27 protein-coding genes and 1 rRNA gene are annotated in these 22,485 nt (G+C 41.7%); 1 reads left to right on the top strand and 27 read right to left on the bottom strand.

Annotated elements, in window-relative coordinates; all coding sequences use genetic code 11:
• Positions 1–11: 11 nt before the first annotated feature.
• The 13 genes from glmU to metG form a co-directional block, all read right to left on the bottom strand.
• Positions 12–1,382: a bifunctional UDP-N-acetylglucosamine diphosphorylase/glucosamine-1-phosphate N-acetyltransferase GlmU gene (glmU, locus tag LWH95_RS18765; RefSeq protein ID WP_232920140.1), complete on the bottom strand. Its 1,371-nt coding sequence runs from the start codon at positions 1,380–1,382 to the stop codon at positions 12–14.
• A 191-nt stretch (positions 1,383–1,573) separates the two neighbouring features.
• Positions 1,574–1,867, bottom strand: coding sequence for a septation regulator SpoVG (gene spoVG, locus LWH95_RS18760; protein ID WP_003218346.1), 294 nt, complete (start codon positions 1,865–1,867; stop codon positions 1,574–1,576).
• Positions 1,868–2,062: 195 nt separating this feature from the next.
• The gene (gene ridA / locus LWH95_RS18755; protein ID WP_003226738.1) at positions 2,063–2,440 is read right to left on the bottom strand and encodes a 2-iminobutanoate/2-iminopropanoate deaminase; all 378 of its coding nucleotides are present in this window, start codon (positions 2,438–2,440) and stop codon (positions 2,063–2,065) included.
• Positions 2,437–3,294 carry a pur operon repressor gene (purR, locus tag LWH95_RS18750; protein WP_003242134.1) on the bottom strand — a complete coding sequence of 286 codons (858 nt, stop codon included), beginning with the start codon at positions 3,292–3,294 and terminating at the stop codon, positions 2,437–2,439. The genes ridA and purR overlap by 4 nt, the downstream gene beginning before the upstream one ends.
• Before the next feature lie 55 nt (positions 3,295–3,349).
• Positions 3,350–4,219, bottom strand: coding sequence for a 4-(cytidine 5'-diphospho)-2-C-methyl-D-erythritol kinase (gene ispE / locus LWH95_RS18745; protein ID WP_088111678.1), 870 nt, complete (start codon positions 4,217–4,219; stop codon positions 3,350–3,352).
• Between the two features lie 147 nt (positions 4,220–4,366).
• Positions 4,367–4,552, bottom strand: a complete 186-nt coding sequence (locus tag LWH95_RS18740) for a small, acid-soluble spore protein, alpha/beta type (RefSeq protein ID WP_003218333.1) — start codon at positions 4,550–4,552, stop codon at positions 4,367–4,369.
• 159 nt (positions 4,553–4,711) lie between these two features.
• A complete protein-coding gene (gene veg, locus LWH95_RS18735; protein ID WP_003218330.1) occupies positions 4,712–4,972 on the bottom strand; it encodes a biofilm formation stimulator Veg in 261 nt (86 codons plus the stop codon).
• A 210-nt stretch (positions 4,973–5,182) separates the two neighbouring features.
• Positions 5,183–6,055: a sporulation-specific protease PrtG gene (gene prtG / locus LWH95_RS18730; protein WP_003242140.1), complete on the bottom strand. Its 873-nt coding sequence runs from the start codon at positions 6,053–6,055 to the stop codon at positions 5,183–5,185.
• Between the two features lie 160 nt (positions 6,056–6,215).
• Positions 6,216–7,094, bottom strand: coding sequence for a 16S rRNA (adenine(1518)-N(6)/adenine(1519)-N(6))-dimethyltransferase RsmA (rsmA, locus tag LWH95_RS18725; RefSeq protein WP_232920139.1), 879 nt, complete (start codon positions 7,092–7,094; stop codon positions 6,216–6,218).
• Positions 7,087–7,647, bottom strand: a complete 561-nt coding sequence (gene rnmV / locus LWH95_RS18720) for a ribonuclease M5 (RefSeq protein ID WP_133489371.1) — start codon at positions 7,645–7,647, stop codon at positions 7,087–7,089. Before rnmV ends, rsmA begins: the two co-directional genes overlap by 8 nt.
• Positions 7,648–7,791: 144 nt before the next feature.
• Positions 7,792–9,105 (bottom strand): ubiquitin-like domain-containing protein, encoded by a 1,314-nt coding sequence (locus LWH95_RS18715; protein WP_119913293.1) that lies wholly within the window; start codon positions 9,103–9,105, stop codon positions 7,792–7,794.
• Positions 9,106–9,260: 155 nt separating this feature from the next.
• On the bottom strand, positions 9,261–10,028 hold the full coding sequence (locus tag LWH95_RS18710) for a TatD family hydrolase (protein ID WP_084993276.1): 768 nt from the start codon (positions 10,026–10,028) through the stop codon (positions 9,261–9,263).
• Positions 10,029–10,106: 78 nt separating this feature from the next.
• Positions 10,107–12,101: a methionine--tRNA ligase gene (gene metG / locus LWH95_RS18705; protein WP_232920138.1), complete on the bottom strand. Its 1,995-nt coding sequence runs from the start codon at positions 12,099–12,101 to the stop codon at positions 10,107–10,109.
• 494 nt (positions 12,102–12,595) lie between these two features.
• Between metG and abrB the strand changes: the two genes are divergently transcribed.
• Entirely contained in the window at positions 12,596–12,886 is a 291-nt protein-coding gene (gene abrB / locus LWH95_RS18700) for a transition state genes transcriptional regulator AbrB (RefSeq protein WP_003226760.1), read from the top strand.
• 48 nt (positions 12,887–12,934) lie between these two features.
• On the opposite strand, the gene rsmI is transcribed toward abrB, so the two are convergent.
• The 14 genes from rsmI to rrf form a co-directional block, all read right to left on the bottom strand.
• Entirely contained in the window at positions 12,935–13,813 is an 879-nt protein-coding gene (gene rsmI / locus LWH95_RS18695) for a 16S rRNA (cytidine(1402)-2'-O)-methyltransferase (RefSeq protein ID WP_232920137.1), read from the bottom strand.
• Complete coding sequence (locus LWH95_RS18690; RefSeq protein WP_003242154.1) at positions 13,788–14,087, bottom strand: GIY-YIG nuclease family protein; 300 nt, start codon at positions 14,085–14,087, stop codon at positions 13,788–13,790. Before LWH95_RS18690 ends, rsmI begins: the two co-directional genes overlap by 26 nt.
• Positions 14,074–14,817, bottom strand: a complete 744-nt coding sequence (locus LWH95_RS18685; RefSeq protein WP_232920136.1) for a tRNA1(Val) (adenine(37)-N6)-methyltransferase — start codon at positions 14,815–14,817, stop codon at positions 14,074–14,076. The genes LWH95_RS18690 and LWH95_RS18685 overlap by 14 nt, the downstream gene beginning before the upstream one ends.
• A gap of 58 nt (positions 14,818–14,875) precedes the next feature.
• On the bottom strand, positions 14,876–15,235 hold the full coding sequence (yabA, locus tag LWH95_RS18680) for a replication initiation-control protein YabA (protein ID WP_003218308.1): 360 nt from the start codon (positions 15,233–15,235) through the stop codon (positions 14,876–14,878).
• Between the two features lie 14 nt (positions 15,236–15,249).
• Positions 15,250–16,077 (bottom strand): competence/sporulation regulator complex protein RicT, encoded by an 828-nt coding sequence (gene ricT / locus LWH95_RS18675; RefSeq protein WP_003242158.1) that lies wholly within the window; start codon positions 16,075–16,077, stop codon positions 15,250–15,252.
• A gap of 2 nt (positions 16,078–16,079) precedes the next feature.
• Entirely contained in the window at positions 16,080–17,069 is a 990-nt protein-coding gene (holB, locus tag LWH95_RS18670) for a DNA polymerase III subunit delta' (RefSeq protein ID WP_084993281.1), read from the bottom strand.
• An 11-nt stretch (positions 17,070–17,080) separates the two neighbouring features.
• Entirely contained in the window at positions 17,081–17,521 is a 441-nt protein-coding gene (locus LWH95_RS18665; protein WP_003242162.1) for a YaaR family protein, read from the bottom strand.
• A 12-nt stretch (positions 17,522–17,533) separates the two neighbouring features.
• Positions 17,534–17,863 (bottom strand): cyclic di-AMP receptor DarA, encoded by a 330-nt coding sequence (gene darA, locus LWH95_RS18660; RefSeq protein ID WP_003218295.1) that lies wholly within the window; start codon positions 17,861–17,863, stop codon positions 17,534–17,536.
• 74 nt (positions 17,864–17,937) lie between these two features.
• Positions 17,938–18,576 (bottom strand): dTMP kinase, encoded by a 639-nt coding sequence (gene tmk / locus LWH95_RS18655; protein WP_133489378.1) that lies wholly within the window; start codon positions 18,574–18,576, stop codon positions 17,938–17,940.
• Entirely contained in the window at positions 18,573–20,015 is a 1,443-nt protein-coding gene (locus LWH95_RS18650; RefSeq protein ID WP_232920135.1) for an aminotransferase class I/II-fold pyridoxal phosphate-dependent enzyme, read from the bottom strand. Before LWH95_RS18650 ends, tmk begins: the two co-directional genes overlap by 4 nt.
• A gap of 81 nt (positions 20,016–20,096) precedes the next feature.
• The gene (locus LWH95_RS18645) at positions 20,097–21,254 is read right to left on the bottom strand and encodes a toxic anion resistance protein (protein WP_232920134.1); all 1,158 of its coding nucleotides are present in this window, start codon (positions 21,252–21,254) and stop codon (positions 20,097–20,099) included.
• An 18-nt stretch (positions 21,255–21,272) separates the two neighbouring features.
• Entirely contained in the window at positions 21,273–21,887 is a 615-nt protein-coding gene (locus LWH95_RS18640; protein WP_232920133.1) for a 5-bromo-4-chloroindolyl phosphate hydrolysis family protein, read from the bottom strand.
• A 132-nt stretch (positions 21,888–22,019) separates the two neighbouring features.
• Positions 22,020–22,214: a sigma factor G inhibitor Gin gene (csfB, locus tag LWH95_RS18635; RefSeq protein ID WP_232920132.1), complete on the bottom strand. Its 195-nt coding sequence runs from the start codon at positions 22,212–22,214 to the stop codon at positions 22,020–22,022.
• A gap of 178 nt (positions 22,215–22,392) precedes the next feature.
• Positions 22,393–22,485, bottom strand: a 5S ribosomal RNA gene (gene rrf, locus LWH95_RS18630); the annotation flags it as partial.

Genomic DNA, 22,485 nt, shown 5'->3' with positions numbered 1-22,485 from the left:
CGAATTTAGGATTATTTTTTATGAATATTTTTCACATAATCGTCTTTATTTACTTGTCTCGCTCTGGCAATAGCAAGCGCTTTTCCAGGTACATCTTCCGTAACAGTTGAACCTGCCGCTACATAAGCGCCTTCTCCGACTGTGACAGGGGCAACCAAGTTGGAGTTGCAGCCGATAAACGCGCCGTCTTCAATTTTCGTCAAATATTTATTCTTTCCATCATAATTGACAGTTATTGAACCGCAGCCCAAGTTTACATCTGTGCCTACCTCAGCATCACCGACATAGCTTAAATGAGAAGCCTTGCTTCGGTCTCCGAATCGAGTCTTTTTGATTTCAACAAAATTCCCGATCTTCACTTCATTCCCGATGACAGAATCAGGTCTGATGTGAGCAAAAGGTCCTATGTTCACATCATTCCCCACTTTACTGTGATTGACTACCGATTGTTTAATGACCGTACGGCTGCCAATTGAACTATTCATAATCTCCGTATGAGGGCCGATAATCGTATCTTCTCCGATTTGCACCTCACCTTTAATCACAGTTCCAGGATAAATCACAGTATCGCTTCCGATGACAGCGTCAGGAGAAATATACGTGTTCATCGGGTCAATCAGCGTTACGCCATTTTGCATATGCCTTTTATTAATACGCTCTTTCATAAATTGTTCTGCCTGAGAAAGAGCAACTCTATCATTAACTCCGAGCGTTTCTTGGAAATTACCAGTCTGGTAAGCGGCAACAGTTTCGCCTTCGTTTTTAAGAATCTCTATGACATCCGGCAAATAATACTCGCCTTGAGCATTATCATTAGACACCTGATCAATGGCCCGAAATAGTGCTTCATTATCAAAGCAATACGTGCCGGTATTGATCTCAGTCACAAGACGTTCCTCTTCAGAGGCGTCCTTATGCTCAACGATTTTTTGAACCGCTCCGTTTTCGCCGCGAATAATACGGCCGTATCCGGTTGGATCTTCTGCAACCGCAGTTAAAATCGTAGCTTTCGCTTCTCTTTGTGTATGTTCTTTCAGCATCTGTTCCATTGTCTCTGCTGTTAAAAGCGGCGTATCTCCGCAAATGACAATCGTGACGCCTTTTTCGTCAGCAAGAAATGGCTGTGCCTGTTTTACCGCATGAGCAGTGCCAAGCTGTTCTGCTTGAAGCGCGTACTCGCTTTTATCACTAAGCTGCTTTTTCACTTCTTCCGCACCATGTCCGACAATCGTGACGAGCTTTGATAAAGATAACTTTAAGGCTTCGTCCACGACGTGCTCTACCATAGGCTTACCGCAAACTGGATGAAGGACTTTATAAAGCTTCGATTTCATTCTCGTTCCTTGTCCAGCCGCTAAAACAACTGCAAACCGCTTATCCATTTATTGGCCTCCAATATCCCTTTTATCCATAGAAAAATATATCCTAAATATCTTCTGATTTCAAGGAGACTTCATGAAGTGCAAGAATTTTCTATTGAGTGCAATTAAGTTTGAAAAATCAGAATTAAAAAAGGACTGCCGGCAAAAGGCTTTTGTCAGCCCTTTCAGCAGTCCTTGCTTTTGGTTATTTTTTAAGAAGCTCCAGCTTCTTCGAATTCTAATGCTTCAGTGTCACCCAGACGATGATACTCATTTAACACGGCATCTTGAATCTTTCCTCGTGTGCTTGAATTAATTGGATGAGCAATATCGCGGAACTCTCCATCAGGGGTGCGTTTACTCGGCATCGCAACGAAAAGACCATTGTTTCCATCAATCACACGAATATCATGTACAACAAATTCGTGATCCAGCGTGATGGATGCAATCGCTCTCATGCGACCATCGGTATTCACGCGGCGTAATCTTACGTCAGTAACTTCCACAGTAGTTCACCACCTTTTCCCTATATAAAAGCATTAGTGTATCAATTCCACGATTTTTTCCGAAATCCTGCTCGTTTTTAAAATATTTTTTGAAAAAATAGGATATAGTTACACAATTAGGTCATAACGCTTTTATTTCGGGCATAAGGTAAATAAAAAAGTGATTCCGAGCTCACCCAGAATCACTTTTTCTTATTATTTTACCAATGCAATAACTTCGATCTCGACCAGCGCGTCCTTCGGGAGTCTCGCGACTTCAACACAGGATCTCGCCGGTTTGTGTGTGTCAAAATATTGTCCGTACACTTCGTTTACTTCCGCAAACTGTTCCATGTCCGCGATAAATACAGTTGCTTTTACAACTGTTTCAAAAGAAGCACCTGCTTCTTCCAGCACCGCTTTTAAGTTGCTGAATACTTGATGAGTCTGCTCCTTAATATCACCGTTCACCATTTCGCCTGAAGGAGTTAAAGGAATTTGGCCTGAGCTGTAAAACATATTATTTACGATAATCCCTTGCGAATAAGGCCCGATTGCCGCTGGGGCATGTTTTGTATGGACTGCTTTTGTCATGATTCTGTCTCTCCATTCTTTAAAAGATTGTCTTTAAAAAAACGCAGAAAATTACCATTCTGAATTTCAATGGACTTCTCTTTCATGTTGATGGTTGAAAGAGTAAGAAGTGACATATATTCATCAACAAGACGTTCATCTACTCCTTCGGCTTCAACCAAGACGCCGATCCCCGCCACATTTGCGTTAAACTCATCCAACAGGTTAATCATACCATTAATTGTGCCGCCTGCTTTCATAAAGTCATCAATAATGAGTACGTTTGAACCCGTTTTCATACTTCTTTTCGCTAGTGACATCGTTTGAATGCGGTTTGAGGAACCTGAGACGTAATTAATGCTGACTGTGGAGCCTTCTGTTACCTTGTTGTCTTTGCGAACGATGACGACAGGGACATTCAGATAGCTCGCAGCTGCGTACGCCAAAGGGATGCCTTTCGTGGCAACGGTCATGACTACATCAATTTCGCGGTCTGCAAACACAGAAGCAAACAGCTTCCCTACCTTGGAGAGTACAGATGGCTTTCCTAAGATATCCGTTAAATATACATAACCGCCCGGAAGGATACGCTCAGGATTTGCCAGCGACTGTCCAAGTGTCTGCACAAACTCTTCAGCTTCAGCCTGCTTCATTTTCGGAATATATTTGACGCCTCCGGCAGCTCCGGGAACAGTAAGCAAAGTACCGATCCCCTGCTGCTCAAAGGTTTGCTTAATAATCGTTAAATCTTCACTGATCGATGATTTTGCAGATTCATACCGCTCAGAAAAAAAGGTTAGCGGTATTAACTCGTGCGGATGGGTTAACAAGTAATTTGTTAAGTCCACCAATCTGCCGCTGCGACGAAACTTCATGAACTTACCCCCAAAATCCGAATATTTTAAGATCAATATAACTTAACATACGGATTTAATCAAGAGCGTTCTGTTCGCCGATCATTCTTACCGCATAAACTTGATCGCAGAAGCCTCTTAACCCGTTATAAATTCTTTGCACCTTCGACTCATACTGAACCAGCCCAAACACTGTCGGGCCGCTCCCGCTCATTAACACGGCATCTGCGCCAAAGCGTTTCATCTGGTTTTTGATCATCGCGACTTCAGGATGCATATCAAGCGTAACAGATTCAAGCACATTGCCTAAACGGCTGCACATCTTTTGAAAACTCTTTTCCTCTATAGCCTCAATCATGCCTTGTACATCCGGATGCTCTACATCATCCAGCTTCAGCTGTCTGTACACCTCAGCAGTTGAAACACCGATTGTCGGCTTTGCTAAAATGACCCAGCAGTGCGGAGGCGTGCTGATATGTTTAATTTTCTCGCCGCGTCCTGTTGCTAGTGCAGTCCCGCCATAGACACAAAATGAAACGTCGGAGCCAATTTCCGCTCCAAGCTCAGCAAGCGTTTCTGCAGAAAGATTTAAATTCCACAGTCTGTTCAGCCCTCTGAGCGTCGCAGCCGCATCACTGCTTCCGCCGGCAAGACCGGCAGCCACCGGAATCACCTTCGTAATCATGATGGAAACTCCCTTTTTCACGTTGTATCTGTCCTTGATCAGCTTGGCAGCCTGATAAGCTAAGTTTCTTTGGTCATCAGGCACAAAACGGTTGTGGGAGGAAACCCTCACTTCATCCTCTGCCAGCTCCGTCAATTCAATCCGATCCGCTAAATCAATCGTCGTCATGATCATTTCGACTTCATGATAGCCATCCGGGCGTTTTCGGGTTACGTCAAGTGACAGATTGATCTTTGCTGGCGCTTTTTCTAAAATACGCATAGCTTTCACCTACTTCTCCATCTAAACATAAGTATGAACATTGTATCACATTTGAAGTACAGGATGAACATATCCATATTGCGGGCCATTATGTATTTATATCCAACACAAAAAACCGGGGAACGGCACGTCCCCCGGGTCACATCCTTATCGGTTATTCTGATTCTGAGCCATTTGCTGTTCGGCGATTTCAATGGCGCGCTTTACCATGTTACCGGCATCGCGAGCCCGAATTTCGCCCCAGCCGCCATTTTTGACTGTATCATAAAAACCAAGGTCTTTAGCCAGCTCATATTTAAACTCATCTGACATAACTCCACGACGTCTGCCCAAACGAAACAACCCCTTTTTTAGAAGTGATAGCCATTCGTGCACGTCACGATAATATGTGACTGTTTTATCTTTTGTTAAATCAGATGGAACTTTCGTTAAAATTACTGGAAACCAAAAAAGGGCAAAACAAAAAGCAGTAAACAAAAGGTTCACTGCCCGTTAAAATGCTACTGAACTTGCGGCGTCATCATTAAATGTCAACTCAACAGTCTCAGTCAAAATATCAGCATAACTGTATGAAACTCTTTCAAACGAGTTCTCGTCTTGATCTAGTTGTATCACAAAAACAGAAGGGTACGTCTCAGCTAAAATGCCCGAACGCTCAATCGTTTTTCGGCGGCCACCGTTTGCTTTTAACGTCAGCCTTTTACCTAAATTCCCATCAAGCGATCTTTTAATATCGGACAACGTCTTCGCCATTGCATCCACCTCACTACATTTATTGTACAACACGAGCCCATTTTTGTCAAATAAAATTTAAATTATATCAACGTTAATAAGACGTTGTCAATAAAATTATTTTGACAAAATTCTATGATTCCTCAATTATTTTCCGCAAGTTTCGGTAAATTATGTATCATTATGTAAAATAAAAAACCCGCATAGATCTTCGATGCGGGTTTTCATCTGTTAATTGGACTTATAAGGCATTCCAATTCTCAGCACTCCTCTTGTTTCAATACCTCCAAGCCCTTTCTCTCTTGTCAGCGTATTACGGAGCACTTCCCATACATTGATTCGTTCCATAAACGGCGTAAAGCTGATTTTCGCGACGATATACACCGGATCAAGCGCATGGATGTTTACTCTTGATGGAGAACTCGCGAAATTTGCCCCCGCTTTTATGAGTGATTCAAAATGGGATTGGCAGGCCCCTGCAAAAATAACAAGCTGATCTAAGTGAGGGATCTTTTTTCGGGCGTTATGAACCGTTTCAACAAAGTGCTTTGAATGTCTGTACGCGTTCAAATCATCAATGCTGCCCTTTTGCTTCGAGTACGCATCATGCCCTGTTACCACCAGGATATCAGGTCGATATTTGTCGAGTAATTCTTCAATAGAAGCAGACATTTTCTTTTCATGGCAATGGATGCCGTAGACCGGCACTCCAATTTTTTTATAGACATTCAGGCATTTTTTCAGATACGCTTCATCACCGTCCAGATGAAGCACCTTGCCCGGCATATGAAAATAATGCTCCTGATGCTGATATTGGCTTGTCGCATAGTACTCCTGCTTTTCTCTGAGCAGCTTATAATCCTGGCGGAGCAATTCGAGCGATTCATTCATTCTGCTCTCATCTTTCTTTTTCCGCATCATCTGCTCATCTTTTTTCACTGCTACCAGATCAGAAAAATCCGCATCAGCAATCAGCCTGACTGCATCGCCATGCAAAATGGCGATTGAATTTCCTTTGCTTGTTTGCTCTATTCCTATAATGCGAAACAAAACATCCATTTGATAAGATTTTCTGGCTACCATATCCCCTATTTGAAATTGCACGTTCCTCACTCCACACATAGACTAAGCCTCATCATGAAAGAAAGAGCCTTGAGAAAGCGCCTTTTTTCGCTGAGTCCAAGTTTTTCTTATCATTGAATTAAAGGTCCTTCTCTAGCCTATGTAGCGGCAGTCCATGTGGTGCGCAAAACAAAAAGCCCTTTTAGAAAAAGGCTTTATACAATCCGTTAGACAGCGCTGCGAACTCCTCAATAGACAGGGATTCACCTCGGCGCTTGCCGTCAATATTTGTTTCTTCCAGCACTTGCTCAATCGTTGATTTTTGTGCTTTTCCTTCAGGCAGGTTGTTGACTAAGTTATTGAGCAGCGTTTTACGGCGCTGAGCAAAGCTTGCCTTGATTAACTGAAAGAAAAAGGCTTCGTTTTCCACGTCCACTGCCGGTCCGTCGCGGAGAATCAGCCGAATGACTGCGGAATCTACGTTAGGCTGAGGAACAAACACGGTTTTCGGAACGATCATCACCGTTTTGGCTTCTGTATAAAATTGCACCGCGATTGAAAGTGAACCGTATTCCTTAGATGAAGGGTCTGCCGCCATGCGCTCAGCCACTTCTTTTTGCAGCATGACCACAATCCCTTTCAGCGGAAGATGTTCTTCAAGCAGTTTCATGATAATCGGCGTTGTCACATAATAAGGAAGGTTGGCTACTACCATGATCTCATCACAGTCTTGAAATTGTTCTTCAATGACCGACTTGACATCAGCCTTTAATACATCCTGATGAATGACAGTGACATTGTCGTAAGGAGATAGCGTATCTTTCAGGATCGGTAATAATCGCTGGTCAATTTCAAATGCCACGACCTTTTTCGCCCGCTTGGCGAGTTGTTCGGTCAAAGCCCCGATTCCCGGGCCGATTTCAATGACACCTGTTTTCTCCGTCACTTCCGCGTGATCGACAATTCTGTCTAAAATGTTCGTATCAATTAAGAAATTCTGTCCTAAGCTCTTTTTAAAAGAAAAACCGTATTTTTTCAGTATCTCTTTCGTTCTAATCGGTGTCGCAATATCTTTATTCATTCTGTTCCTCCCGCATAACGGTATCGAGCGCACTCATAAAATCACTTTTTTTAATTTGAAACATTTGCAGCCGTTTTTGAAGCTGTTTGCCATTTGTATAGCCGATTTTCAACAAATCACCCAATCGCTCACGGCGGCGTTTGGCGGCAGATCCGCCAATCAGTCCGGCATGAATCAGATCCTCAGCTGAAATCTCACTCGGCTGCGCTTCCATCTCTTCGTGCACGTTTTCTAAACATGCCCTAATGCTTTCAATCGATGCGTGCTCCACACCAATTCCCCGCTTGTTTTTAGGTTTGGCAAGATGCTTTGGCAAAAAAGCATGCTTACAGCCGGGTACAGCCTCAGAAATGGTTTTGCGGATCTTCTCTCCCGGGAAGTCCGGATCCGTCAAAATGATGACGCCTCTGGTCTTCTGGGCCAAACGGATTTGGTCAATCACACGATCATCGATGGCTGAACCATTTGTTTCAATTGTGTCTGCATCAACAGCCAATTTGATGCGGGCCGTATCGTCACGCCCCTCGACCACAATGATCTCTTTAATTTTCATTATTTCCTCCAAGGTAAAATAAAAACTTTTGTATATTCATGAAACTTTTTCTAATGTCGAGCGTCTAATAAGCAGAAAATACACTTTGTCTATTATAACGAAAAAAACAGAGGGCGCAAAACCCTCTGAATACATAAGTATATATTAATTTAAGATTTTTATTTTGACTGTTTTATTTCCCCATCGGTACGCCGATGATTTTTCTGGGAAAAAGACGTCTATTTTGTTCCCTTTAATCGCTGAACCAGTATCTGCAGCAATGGCATATCCATAGCCTTCAACGTGAACTTTGGAGCCTAGCGGAATAACATTTGGATCTACAGCGATAACTTTCGCATTCGGATTATTTTTCAAATTGACGCCTGTAGCTGTATGTCCTGAACAACCGCTGCAGCTTGCTGTATAAGCCGTAGATGATACAGTCATAACTTTGCCTGTTGATTCATTGCTGCGGGACACGACTGTTTTTGAATCACCGGAAGCACTGACCTTTTCAATCTTTGGACTGCTTTGCTTTGTGCCGACAGCAACCACCTTATCTTTGCTTTGTTCAGCAGTTTCTTCTTTTACAAGTTCTCTGGACACTTCTTTGCCGTTTTCTTTAACGACTTCGAAATGTTTTTTAAGCTTGCCTTCTTTTCCTTTTTGGACGACCTTTTCTATCCCTTTTTCAAGAGAAGCGTCTTCTTGCTTTTTCACATCGAACGCGATTTTCTCTTCAACTACATCGGTGACCTTTTCGATACGAGTAATTGTAATATCAGCCTTTCCTTTCGTCAGCTTTGCATCTAACGCAGGCTTGATTTTATCTTCGTCTTTTATGTTCATCTTTTGCTGTTTTAAAAAGTCAGCGACCGTAGTCGAAGTCGTCCAGATCTTCTTTTGTTTTCCTGCATCATTCACAGTAACCTGAAATGCGGGTTCTATGTTAATCTTCATGTCTTTAGAAATATCTGTATCTATTGCGGGATCAATTTGATCGTGTTCTTTTACATCAACATCTTTTTCGTCCAGTAATGCACCGACCGTTTTTGCTGTTGACCATAATGTCTTTTCTTCCCCGTTTATTGTAAGCTTCACAGGTTTTGCAGCCTCGTACACAACGTCCATATCTGCTGTTATATTTGTCTGTTTAGCAGGTGTGATCTTGTCTTCGTCTCTTGTCTTTATATCAAGCGTCTCTAAAAGATCACCGACCGTTTTTGCATGTGTGCGTATATGTTTCTTTTTGCCATTGATAGAAACTGAGACTGATTGTTTTGTCAGCTCATGAGCCGCATACGCAGTCCCGCTTCCTGCCAATAGCAAACAAGCAGCAACCAGAATGACTTTGCTTTTGCTAAGCTTTACGGAAAACAGCTTTTTCATTTTTTGTATGATGAAAAACGCCTCCTTCTCCTCGGAGAGATTATATAGAGTATCTAAAAGGCTGTCAACCCTCCCTTCTCTTTCTCCCAAAAGCTCAGTGTCTTCTTCATTATCCTGAAATACAATGAGAAACGGAAGAAAGACTTGTCGACAAACCTATCCTATGAGGAGAAGAAAGCATGTAGAACTTTTATAGAAAAACGCCGTAAGGGACAAGCTCTTACAAAAACCGCTAGCGTTTTTTGTCAGTTTATACGGAAAAGTCTTTTTGCATTTTCAGTCGTGATTGATGCAATCTCTTCGAAGGTCATTCCTTTTAATTCAGCAATTTGCTCTGCCACATATTTCACATAGCTTGGCTCATTTCTTTTCCCGCGAAAAGGATGAGGTGTGAGAAATGGGCAGTCAGTTTCAATCAGCAAACGATCATTTGGTATTTCCTTCACAACTTCCTTCGGCTTCTTCGCATTTTTAAATGTCACCGGTCCCCCAAATGATAAATAAAAATTCATTTTCATGCATTCTCTTGCCACTTCCGCACTTCCTGTAAAGCAGTGCATGATTCCGCCCACGGCTTCTGCGCCTTCCTCTTTCAAAATCGTCACGACATCCTCCGTTGCATCACGGTTATGAATGATAATAGGCAGATTGACCTCTTTTGCTAAGGCGATTTGTTTTCTAAACACCTCTTTTTGAACATCTTTAGGAGATTTATCCCAATGATAATCCAGTCCCATTTCACCTATCGCTACCACTTTTTCATGAGCAGAGAGCTCTTTAATCCATGCTAAATCTTCTTCTGTCATGTCAATCGCGTCAACAGGGTGCCAGCCGATGGCTGCATAAATAAAATCATATTCCTCAATCATTTCCATCGCACGGGTAATGGTCGGTCGGTCAAAACCAACTACGACTATTCGTTCTACTTTTTCAGATTTTGCCCGCTCAATAACCTCTTCCAGATCAGTATCATATTGTTCTGCATTTAAATGTGCATGTGTGTCAAACAACATAAGTGAAAAACTCCTTTCTTGTCGAAACACAAAAGGTGTTCGACGAATTGTTACACGTGAAACACCTTTTGTTTGTCATTATTTAATTCTTGTGCCTTTCGGTAACGACTGATCGATAGATACGACTTTTAATACGCCGTCTGCCTCCCCAGCAAGGATCATACCTTGAGAAAGCTCTCCTCTCAGCTTAACCGGTTTTAGATTTGTTACACATACGAGTTTTTTCCCAACAAGCTCTTCAGGCGTATAATGCTTCGCAATACCGGATACGACTTGGCGTTTTTCAAAACCAAGATCCAGCTGCAGCTTCAATAGTCGATCTGCTTTTTTCACCGGCTCTGCTTCGATAACCTCTGCCACGCGAAGTTCTACATCCATGAATTGATCGATCGCTATTTCAGGTAAGCGATCAACCTCTTGCGGCTCTTCTTCTTTTGTTTCTTCTTTAGCTGGCGCTGAGCCCTGCATTTTCCCTTTGATGTAAGCAATTTCTTCTTCTGCCTCTAAACGAGGGAACAACGGCTCGCCTTTTTGTACTTTTGTATCTTTCAGCTGGCCGAAAGCTGTAATGCTGTCCCAAGCTGTTAAAGCTTCATCAGTAATGCCCAGCTGCTCGAACATTTTTTCCGGTGTCTTTGTTAAGAACGGCTGAAGCAACACAGCTGAAATACGCAATGATTCAGCCAGATGATACATAACTGATTGCAGTTCTTCTTCTTTTGCCGGATCCTTCGCAAGCACCCATGGAGCTGTCTCATCAATGTATTTATTTGTGCGGCTGATGAGCTGCCATAATGTCGAAAGAGCTACCGAGAATTCCATGTTTTCCATTGCTTTCTCGTAAGCCTTCACCGTTTCTTCAGCAACTGACACGAGAGTTTGGTCAAATTCCGTTACGGCGCCTTTGTAAGAACCGATTTGTCCGTCAAAATACTTATTGATCATCGCAACTGTACGGTTCAATAGGTTTCCTAAATCATTCGCTAAATCATAGTTAATCCGCTCAACAAATCCTTCCGGTGTGAAAACACCGTCAGATCCGAACGGCACTTCTCGAAGCAGGTAATAACGAAGTTCGTCTAAACCGTAACGTTCAATTAATGTAACGGGATCTACAACGTTCCCTTTTGATTTCGACATTTTTCCGTCTTTCATTAAAAGCCAGCCATGCGCGAATACTTGCTTCGGCAGCGGCAGATCCAACGCCATCAGCATAATTGGCCAGTAAATGGTATGGAATCGCACAATCTCCTTACCGACTAAATGAACATCGGCAGGCCAATATTTTTGATAAAGCTCATCATTTTCTGTATCATAGCCGAGTGCTGTTAAATAGTTAAATAGCGCGTCGATCCAAACATATACAACGTGCTTTGGATTTTCCGGCACCTTCACGCCCCAGTCAAAAGTGGTACGCGATACAGCCAAATCCTCAAGTCCAGGCTTGATAAAGTTGTTAATCATTTCGTTTTTGCGTGATTCCGGCTGGATGAATGTTGGGTTTTCTTCATAATATTTCAGAAGACGATCCGCGTATTTTCCCATACGGAAGAAATATGATTCCTCTTTGATCAATTCAACTGGGTGTCCGCTGTCAGGGCTTTTTCCGCCGATGACCTCTCCCTTTTCATTCCGCTCGATATCAACCAGCTGAGTTTCCGTGTAGAACGTTTCATCTGGGATACTATACCAGCCTTCATATTCATCAAGATAGATGTCCCCGTTATCAAGAAGCTTTTGAAACACCTTTTCAATCACAACTTTATGCCGTTTTTCAGTTGTACGGATAAAGTCGTCGTTTGAGATTTCAAGCTGTTTCCACAGTTTCTGAATATCTGCCGCTGCGCGATCCACATACTCCTGAGGTGTAATGTTTTCCTGCTCAGCTTTTTGCTGAATCTTTTGTCCATGCTCGTCCGTTCCCGTTAAATAGCGAACATCGAACCCTTTTAATCTTTTGTAGCGTGCCATTGCATCTCCCGCGACTGTCGTATATGCATGGCCGATATGTAATTTTCCGCTCGGATAATAAATCGGTGTTGTAATATAAAATGTATTGTTTTCTTGCGGCATCTTGAAACCTCCCAATCAGAATGTCAAAAAGCTCCCGCCCAAAGGACGAGAGCGGCGATAAGTGCAAATCATATATGATTATTATTTATATTTATCCTTTATCTATGATACCATCTTAGCCTTTAAGATCAAGAATATATACGTATGCCCTGAAAAAGAATAATTAAAATTAAAAATCTTTAATGAAAATAAAAAAAGTCTGTTTATGTCGAATTTTGTCGTATATAATCAAATGAAATAAAAAACCTTGGTTCGAAAGTCTTGATTTAAAAGGAGTTTTAGTAGGATAATAGCTTTATTAAAAATTTATAAAATGCTGTTATTCCAGTAGTTTTCGAGACATTACTGACTATAAGAACTAATTCTTACAATCAATAGTAAACAAAATGATTGACGATTATTGGAAACCTTGTTATGCTATGAAGGTAAGGATTTTGTCGAATAATGACGAAGAAAAATATAATTTAAACAAATAATTATCTCTTGGGAGGAGAATGTTTATGAAATCTACTGGTATTGTACGTAAAGTTGATGAATTAGGACGTGTAGTTATTCCTATCGAATTGCGTCGTACTCTTGGAATCGCAGAAAAAGATGCTCTTGAAATTTATGTTGATGATGAAAAAATCATCCTTAAAAAATATAAACCAAACATGACTTGCCAAGTAACTGGTGAAGTTTCTGATGATAACCTTAAACTTGCAGGCGGTAAATTGGTTCTTAGTAAAGAAGGCGCTGAGCAAATCATCAGCGAAATCCAAAACCAGCTTCAAAACCTTAAATAATCATTTCTTTTACAAAAAACGTTCTTGTTATGACACAAGAACGTTTTTTTATTGCTGAATATGGTAAGCATCGTACACTTCACGCTTTGGAACATTGCGATCGACTGCTGCTTTTTTAATAGCTTCTTTAGAAGTAGCGCCTTTCGAGATGTAATGCTCGACATGGTCTTTCGCGGTGAGGTTTTCCCACCATTGTGCTTCCTCATCTGATTCCTCTGCTTTACTTCCTTCTACGACAAGACAAAACTCACCACGTATCTGGTCCTCGTTTGCCCATTCGATGACTTCGGATATCGAGCCTCTGATAAACTCTTCATATTTCTTAGTGAGTTCACGCGTTACAGCCATTTCCCGATCTCCTAATATCTCTGCCATCGCTGACAAGGTTTCCTTCAATCGGTGAGGCGCTTCATAAAAGATAATTGTTTCTCTCCGTTTTTTAAGAGCTTCTAGTTCCTTCTTCTTTTCTTTTTTCTGTCTGTTAAGAAAACCGTAAAAGAAGAAAGGCTGTGGTACAATTCCTGAAGCGATTAGGGCTGTTAATGCAGCATTTGCTCCCGGCAGCGGAACGACATAACCGCCTAACTCCGTGAAATCCTTCACGATTTCCGCTCCAGGATCAGAAATCGTCGGCAGCCCGGCGTCACTGACAAGGGCAATGTTTTTTCCTGATTTCAGCCATTCAATGATTTTGTGGCCGCTGCTCTCCTTATTATGTTCGTGATAACTAACAAGCGGTGTTTCAATTTCGTATACATGACAAAGCTTTTTTGTTTGTCTCGTATCTTCCGCAGCAATTGCATCCACTGATTTCAGCGTGTCGATCGCCCGGAATGTCATATCCTCTAAATTTCCGATTGGGGTTGGGACCAAATATAGAATCCCCATGTCCGACTTTCCATTAAAGCTCATTTGGCGCCTTAACATATACAGCCTCCTTGCTGTTCCGCTTTTCTTCTATATAAAGCTCTTTTTTCTTTCGAGTCAGTTTTTTGAAATAATATTCCGCCTGCATGGCTTCCCGTTTCGTTGTGAAAGCTTCGGCAAAAATCAATTCAACCGGACGTCTTACTTTTGTATACTTTGCGCCCTTTCCATCATTATGTGTTTTTACTCGTTTCTGCAGATCGTTGGTATACCCGGCATACCAACTATTGTCCTTACATTTCACGACGTAGAAGAAATGGTTATTTGTCTCCATATAAAATGGTCCTGATTTCTTTTGTATATTCATTTTGTTCGTCATAAACGAACAAAGGGGGAAGAATTTTTAAATCCGGACGTCCGCCCTTTATGCCTTCAACCAAGATGGTATTGGCTTCTTTTCCTTGTTTCGGGTAGACAAATTGCACACGCTTCGGTTCGATTTGATAAGCCTTCATCAGTTCAAAAATCTCCAAAAGCCGGCCCGGCCGGTGAACAAGGGCTGCCTTTCCTCCTTGCTTGAGCAGCTTGCTGCTGACTGAAATGACATCCTCCAGTGTGCAGTGAATTTCATGTCTTGCGATTCTGAGATGCTCATTCATATTTTGCTCAGTTTGCTTCGGCGTTTTAAAATACGGCGGATTGCAGGTGACAACATCATATCGATTATGTCCCAGCTTTTCCGGCATGTTTTTCAGATCATCATGTAGGATCTGAATCTGATCCTGCAGCTTATTATACTCCACACTGCGAACAGCCATATCATGAAGTCTTTCTTGAATTTCAACTCCAAGAATGTCTGCTTTTGATCTTGTGCTGAGCAGCAGCGGCACAATGCCATTGCCGGTGCACAAATCAACGATTTTTCCTTTTTGAATCGGAACGTACGCAAATTTGGACAGAAGCACAGCGTCCAATGAAAAAGCAAACACCGTTGGACTTTGTATGATTTTCATGTCCTCTGCGAGCAAATAATCTAATCTTTCATCATCACGTAATGAAACCATCTTCTTATCCTTTCAGTACCTTTGAAAAAGGCTCCCGTCTTATGCGGAAGCCTTTTCCTTATTTTTTATTTAAGAATGACAGACAGAAAAGACAATCTTCTTTTCGAACGCTTCCATAGTGGACATTGCAGATATGAAATCCTTCTTGATACAGACGTGCCAGATTATCATACCCTTCCCCTATATCAGTTTGCTCTGTCTTCTGTGTTTTTGATTCTTTTTTATCAGCTTTGAACTTTTCAATCTGCTGCGTCGTATCGTCCAGCCGTTTGCGCAAATGCTTGTTTTCAAGCTGTAAATGATGATTTTCTTCAATCATCTCACCGATATGCTGCTTCAAATCCCCCAGCTGCCGGTACAGTGAGCCAATTTGTTCTTCTAAGTTAATGACTGTATCAAATAACTCTTTTTTATCCAAGGTTCCACACCTCGTTAATCTGTGGTTTGTGCGGATACGACGCCCTCTTCCAAGAGCTCTTCCCAAGTATATTCTATCACTTTTTCACGGTTTATCAGTTCCACCTGAAGCACCCGTTCCAGAATATTTAGTCCAACGACCTTCGCGGGGCCGTTTGCTGTCGTAATCATTTCTCCAATATCCGGAAGCTGCTCTTTTGCCGTCTCATACTCATCGTTCTCATATTTTAGACAGCACATCAAACGTCCGCAAAGACCTGAAATCTTCGTAGGATTTAAAGACAAGTTCTGATCCTTGGCCATTTTAATGGAAACGGGTTCAAAATCTCCAAGAAACGTTGAACAGCAAAGCATTCTTCCGCAAGGACCGATTCCTCCGAGCATTTTCGCCTCATCCCTTACTCCAATTTGGCGCAGCTCAATTCTTGTTTTAAAGATAGAAGCCAAATCCTTTACAAGCTCTCTAAAGTCTACTCGGCCGTCAGCAGTGAAGTAAAAAATAACTTTATTGCGGTCAAACGTAAATTCGACATCGACCAGCTTCATATCCAAGCCATGTTCAGCCACTTTCTTTTGGCAGATGTCAAATGCTGATAAAGCTTCCTGTTTATTTTCTTCTACGATAAGAAGATCGCGTTCGTCAGCCACACGTATCACTTTTCGAAGGGGCAGCACGACATCATGCTCATCCACCTGTTTATTCGCAATCACGACCTGGCCGTACTCAACGCCTCTGACAGTTTCTACAATTACGCAGCTGTCATGTTCTATATGAAATCCATTTGGATCAAAATAATATATTTTACCCGCTTTCTTAAAGCGGACTCCAATTACATTGTACAAGCTTATCCCTCCTGCAACATTAACACCAAGTGCTCCATTAATCCTTGTACATTCACATTGGAATGAAGCCGTTTCTTTGCTTCTAAAACAGCAAGAATTTGATTCGTAACGCTTTGTTGTGTTGATTGTAGCGCATGCTGTTTTATTGATTGGAATAAGTCTTGATAAATCAATTTATCTTCATTTCCTATTTGGATGGACAACACATCACGATATATCAATAAGAGCATATCAAGACCCATTTCTTGATGGGTTTTTTCTTTGAAAAAGGGCATCCATTGATCTTGAATAAAGAAAAAAGCATGTCCTTTCCGCTGGTGTAGGACTTCATACAATTTTATCACTTTCGCTCTAGACTCTGCAAACTCATCATTTCGACTTAATTCGACTGCTTCCGCTACATTGTTGGTCATGTTGGCCAGAAGCCTTGCCATATGAGGCGAAACGTCCTGTTCGATTAATCTGTCTTCAATTGCTTTAGGCTGCAAAGGCTGAAAAGGAAGGGTTTGGCATCTTGAAATGATGGTATCCAATAACCTTTGGGGCTGCTCAGTGATGAGGATGGCCATTGTGTCTTTATTCGGTTCTTCTAAAAATTTCAGCAGGCTGTTCGCTGCATTTGCTGTCATTTGGTCTGCGTGCGAAATAATATACAACTTTTTATGCGATTCAAGCCCCGTTTTAGAAAACTCTTCTTGCAGCGCTTGAATTTGCGCCTTTTTGATCGACAAACCATCAGGCTGAACAAGATGGAGATCAGGGTGGTTCCCTGACTCTATCCGTTTACAGTTTCGGCAGCTCTCACAAGGCTCCGCGCCGTCCTCCAGGCAAAAAAAGCTTTTCGCAAGAAGCATCGCAGCATCAAGCTTTCCTGTTCCTTTTTTCCCCTCAAACAAATAAGCGTGTGATAATCTGTCCTTCTCAATACTATTATATAAAAGCTTCATTACTCTGGGCTGAAGCTCGGTCATTTCCTTCCAGGATATTGCCATTGTATCACTCTCTATGTGTAAAGGTTAATCAATAAACCTTTTATTTCGCCAATACGCTCCAGCAAATCAATTGCCGGTTTTTCCTGATCCATCATTTCTTCCGTAAGCTGTATCAATTTGTCATCTATTTCTTTCACAAGTCCCAGCGTTCTGCTGTTTCCGTACAGGTCAAAGCTTTTTGACGTTTCATGTGACAGACCGCTGTCTACAGCTTCTTTAACAAAACGTTTCACAAGTCCTTTAAATCTCGCTAAGTCTTTAAAATTCCGGGATTTCGTCAGTCTTTTTCCAAACGCTTCTATATCCGATAACAGCCTGGTGAGCTGATCAAATTTCAATTTGCTGCTTTGGTTTTCCATTGATGTTTTAAACGACGCTGTGATCTCAGATGTTTTCACAGAAGGAAGCTGCTTATTATCTATAAATGTACGTATATCTTTATTAATTTTCACAGTTTCAAATCCTTAAAATTGATGAAATTCATCGACTGGAAGGACAAATACTGTCGCTCCGCCAACTTCAACTTCGACTGGATAAGGGACATATGAATCAGCATTTCCGCCCATTGGAGATACAGGGGCAATCATCTGATCACGTTTCTGTCCGTTTTCTTTAATGAGACTCAATGCTTTATCGACGCGTATATCCTCGACACCAATCATAAACGTTGTATTGCCTGATTTAAGAAATCCTCCCGTCGTCGCAAGCTTTGTGACTCTAAAGTTGTGATCCGTTAAGGTTTTCAAAAGTCTGTTGCTGTCCTGATCCTGTACAACTGCCACTATCAATTTCATCTGTGAAGGCCTCCTTTAGATTGGAAACAACAATGATCTCGTTTACATTATTATATCAACTATTGGGAAACAGGTCACAATTGAATTTTTTTCAACGCTTCATTGATAACCTTTAGAACGTCCTGAACGACGAGATCTTTGGATTGGCTGGCATCAATTGAGTGAAATCTTTTCGGGAATCGCTTCATCAGCTCTTGATAGCCTTCCTGTACCTTTGTATGGAAGCTTAATTTTTCTAAATCGAGCCTGTTTTTCTCCCGCGAGCCGTTTGCGTGAATACGTTTCAGGCCCACTTCCGGATCAATTGAAAAATAAACCGTTACATGGGGCATCATATCTCCGATGGCAAACTCATTAATTGACAGAACCTCATCAATCCCAAGGCCTCTTGCGTATCCTTGGTATGCGAGCGAACTGTCTATGAATCTGTCACAAAGAACCACATGCCCCTGTTCCAATGCTGGTTTTACTTTTTCAACTAAATGCTGGCGTCTTGAAGCTGCATATAAGAGAGCTTCTGTTTTCGGGTCCATTAATGTGTTGTTTTCATTCAGAATAACCTCTCGAATTTGTTCTGCAATATCTATGCCGCCCGGCTCTCGAGTTGCCGTAACCTGAAGGCCTTCTGCTGTCAGTATGCTTTTGATTTCCTGCAGAACAGTCGTTTTTCCCGCACCTTCAGGACCTTCGAATGTAATAAATAAACCGCTCATGATTTCTCCTCTTCTATATAAACAAGTAGTTGTTTCTCTTTGATTTTCATATTCCCTTGAACATGCGTTTTCATGCTGATCAAGCGGCTGAGCTTTTGCACACTTTCTTTCGTCATTCTTTCTCCCGCCATGATCATCGGGATACCCGGAGGATAAGGGATGATATCCTCTGCATTCAGCCGTCCTGCTGCTTCATCAAAGTCCACATATTCTTTCTTGAACGTTTGTAAGACCTTTTTTTGATATGGCAAGACAGTAACAGGCTGCGCTCCCCATTCTGCAGAAACAAACATCTGATCCGGAGGCATTTTTTCAATCTCTTCATCAATGCTTTTAATCGTTTCAGCGTTTATTATGCGTTTTCCTCCCAATGGAAGAACGAGCAGTACTTGATTTTCATCAGCAAGCTCAGTGAATATGTTGGCTCGCTCTAATATGTTTTGCAGCGTATATCCAGAATGGCCCCGTTTTGAACGAATCGTGAGCTTCAACGGATCCATTATCATCCGTGGGTCGGCCGGTTTGACAGCTTCTGCATTTGTAAGTGAATCAAACGTTTGTTTAAGTGATTGTATTCGCTGCAGAATGTCAGAAAGCTTTTGTTCTTCTATAATATGCTCCACATAAGCACGGGCAATGTCTAATGAAGCCATGATCGGATAAGACGGGCTGCTGCTTTGTAATCGGGTTAAATACTCTGCCACCCGATCCCGATCAATTCTGCAGCTGCTGTTGAGATGCAAATAAGAACCCATCGTCATGGCAGGCAGTGTTTTATGAGCCGACTGAACAACAATATCTGCCCCCATTTTTAAAGCTGAGACCGGAAAAGGCTCCCCTAAAACAAAATGTGCGCCATGCGCTTCATCTACCAAAACAGGAATCCCGTAACGATGGGCCTCTGAAATAATTTCGGTCAAATCAGCACTATGCCCGTAATATGTCGGATTGGTCAGCACCAAGCCTTTCGCATCTGGATATGCTGCTAAGGCTTCTTTTATTGTATCAAGAGGAACATGCGTAGGCACATGCAACGCTGCATCAATGTCAGGTGCAAGATAAACCGGCTCAGCACCGGCCAAATCAACAGCATGAAATACAGATTTATGACAGTTTCTTTGAACCAAAATTGTATCGCCCGGTTCACAAACAGATAAAATCATTGCTAAGTTCCCGACAGTCGTACCATTCACCAGAAAAAAACTTTCCGCCGATCCATATAATTGACTGACAAGCTCTTGAGCCTCCTTAATCACCCCAGTAGGATGATGGAGATCGTCCAACCCTGCCAGTTCAGTTACATCAATGGTGAGAAGCGGATTGAATATCGACTTAGCGTCATCAAAAAAGACATCTCCATTGTGATGTCCCGGAACATGAAATGAATGAGAATTTCTTCTCGCATGCTGAATCAATGCTTTATATAAAGGTGTGTTCATTAAAACAATCCTTTGAATGTGTCTTCTTATACTTTATTATATCGTGCCTCTCACAGAACTTAAAGCTAGACTTACTGGTAACTATCTTTCCTTTATTGTAAGCAGCTTTTGCTTCAGATCGCCTTCCATCATCATGAGCTCTTCTTCTGCCTGACGGCGTTTGATTCGTCCTTCTTCTTGTATCGTCAGCGTTTCTTCAAGCGTGCTGATTAAGCTTTCCTGCACCTTTTTTAAAGTATCGATATCAACAAGGCCTCGTTCATTCGCCCGCACAGTTTCAATTGTATTGGTTTTCAACAGCTCAGCGTTTTTCAGTAAAAGCTCGTTGGTTGTATCAGCTACTTTTTGCTGTGCATCTACTGCATTGCGCTGCCTTAAAAGCGTCAGCGCAATCGCTACTTGGTTTTTCCAAAGCGGAATCGCTGTCACAATGGATGACTGGATTTTTTCAGCTAACGCTTGGTTTGTATTCTGAATCAGCCTGATTTGCGGAGCGCTTTGGATTGTAATTTGCCTGCTCAGAAGCAAATCGTGCACCCTTTTATCTAACCGGTCAGCAAATTGAAGCAAATCGTTTACTTCTTGAACGGCTATTTGGTTGTGCTCACTTGATTCGGCCTGTTGCTTCAGTTCAGGAATCGTTTTTGTTCTTAATTCCTCCAGCTTCAGATCCCCTGCAGCAATATAAACATTCAGCGCGGTGAAATACTCTTTGTTTTTTTCATATAACTGCTCTAACAGCTTATTGTCACTGATTAAAGCATTTTTAGAATGCTCCAGCTTCAAGCTGATTCTGTCTATCTGTACACTTGTCTTTTGATATTTAGACAGCACCTCCTGAAGAGAATTCGATACTCTTCCAAACATGCGCGCCAAAAAACCCTTTTTCTTGGACTGAAGATCATCAGGATTTACCTGCTCCAGCTTTTTCATCAGCTCTCCAAGAATTTCGCCAATTTCTCCGACATCCTTCTTATGAACATGATCAATCATGGTATGAGAAAAATTCAGCAGCTTAGACTGAGCTTGAGAGCCGTATAAAACAATGCTCTGCATGTTTTTATGATCGATCTGTCCAGCGAGCTGAATTGCCTTTTCCTTGTTTTCCTCAGGAAGAACATCAACAAGACGTACTTGCTGTTTCTCTGCTTTTACAGCCTCTGCCTTGGGTATCTCTATATCGCCAAAAGGGTCTGCCAATAATTCATCTATATGAAGGTCGCTTTGATCTCGGTTCATCGCTCTTACCCTCTTCCATTATTTCTTTAATGAATGCTTTGCTGCATCTAATTCAAATTGCAGGTCATCAATTTCATCACCCATTACTTGAGTTAAATCCTCCTCTACACGCTTTGTCAACTCAGCAAGTGTGATACGCGCCTCACTCAACGACATCGACAGTTCTTTGCTTTTTTTTGGATGAGATGATAGAAAGGCATACTTCTCTGTCAATTCAACAATCGAATCGAGAGTTTGATAAAAAAAGCGCTCGGCCTGATAAAACCGTTTTGGCTCTTTTTTGGTGAGAATATAAATCCTTCTGACAAGTCTCAGCATTTCTGCATTTTGTTTAAACGTTTGTATGCTCTTTGCCTGAAACAAAGCTTTCCGGAGGCGTATGATTTTCAGCCTTGCTTCCTCGAGATTTTTCTTAATGTAAGCATATTCTCTTCCTGTCAGCGCATGCTTTTTAAGAAACAACCGTCTGGTGTTCCAAATGCCAGCTGTATATACGACCACTCCTGAAGCGAGCCCATAAACAAAAGATAAAAAAAGCGACTGATTTAAACCGAAAAAGCTCAATATCCCTATGAAAACAAAAGTCGCACTGCTTGTTAAACTCCATATCAAAAAGTGAAGAAATCTCTGCATGAGATAATCGACTCCTGTGTATATACTCAGTTTTAATATTATTATCTACTACGTTCAATCCCTAAACAAGTTTCATCTTCTTTTTATTAACTCATTCCTTATGAAAGAATACAAAAAAAGACCTTTTCAGGTCTAAGAATATAATGGCGGTGTATGAATGCTCTTTAGTTTTTTCACGTAAAAGGCATAGTCAGGATCGGAAGTTGATGTAGAAATTACTTTTCTCTCACAATCTAAGCATATAAATTTCGTATAAAGATGAATGCCTCTACTCTTCACTTGATCACAAATCACACATGTATGATTAGGTTTAACTGTTTCGTCCATCGTCCCCACCTCCGTACAATTAGCCTTCCCTTAAACCGGATATTGTATACACTATTTAGATCTTTTCGAAACTTGGAATCAGTATATGGACTATATAAGCTGTCGGTGTTTGTATTTGTTTGATTTTATCGATCTTGAATACACAAAAAACCCAGCTCAATGAGCTGGGTTTTACCTTGCTTGGCGGCGTCCTACTCTCACAGGGGGAAACCCCCGACTACCATCGGCGCTGAAGAGCTTAACTTCCGTGTTCGGTATGGGAACGGGTGTG

Source organism: Bacillus sp. G16 (genome assembly GCF_021282335.1).
GTDB classification, from domain to species: Bacteria; Bacillota; Bacilli; order Bacillales; family Bacillaceae; genus Bacillus; species Bacillus inaquosorum.
This window is presented reverse-complemented; position numbering and strand designations above follow the sequence as displayed.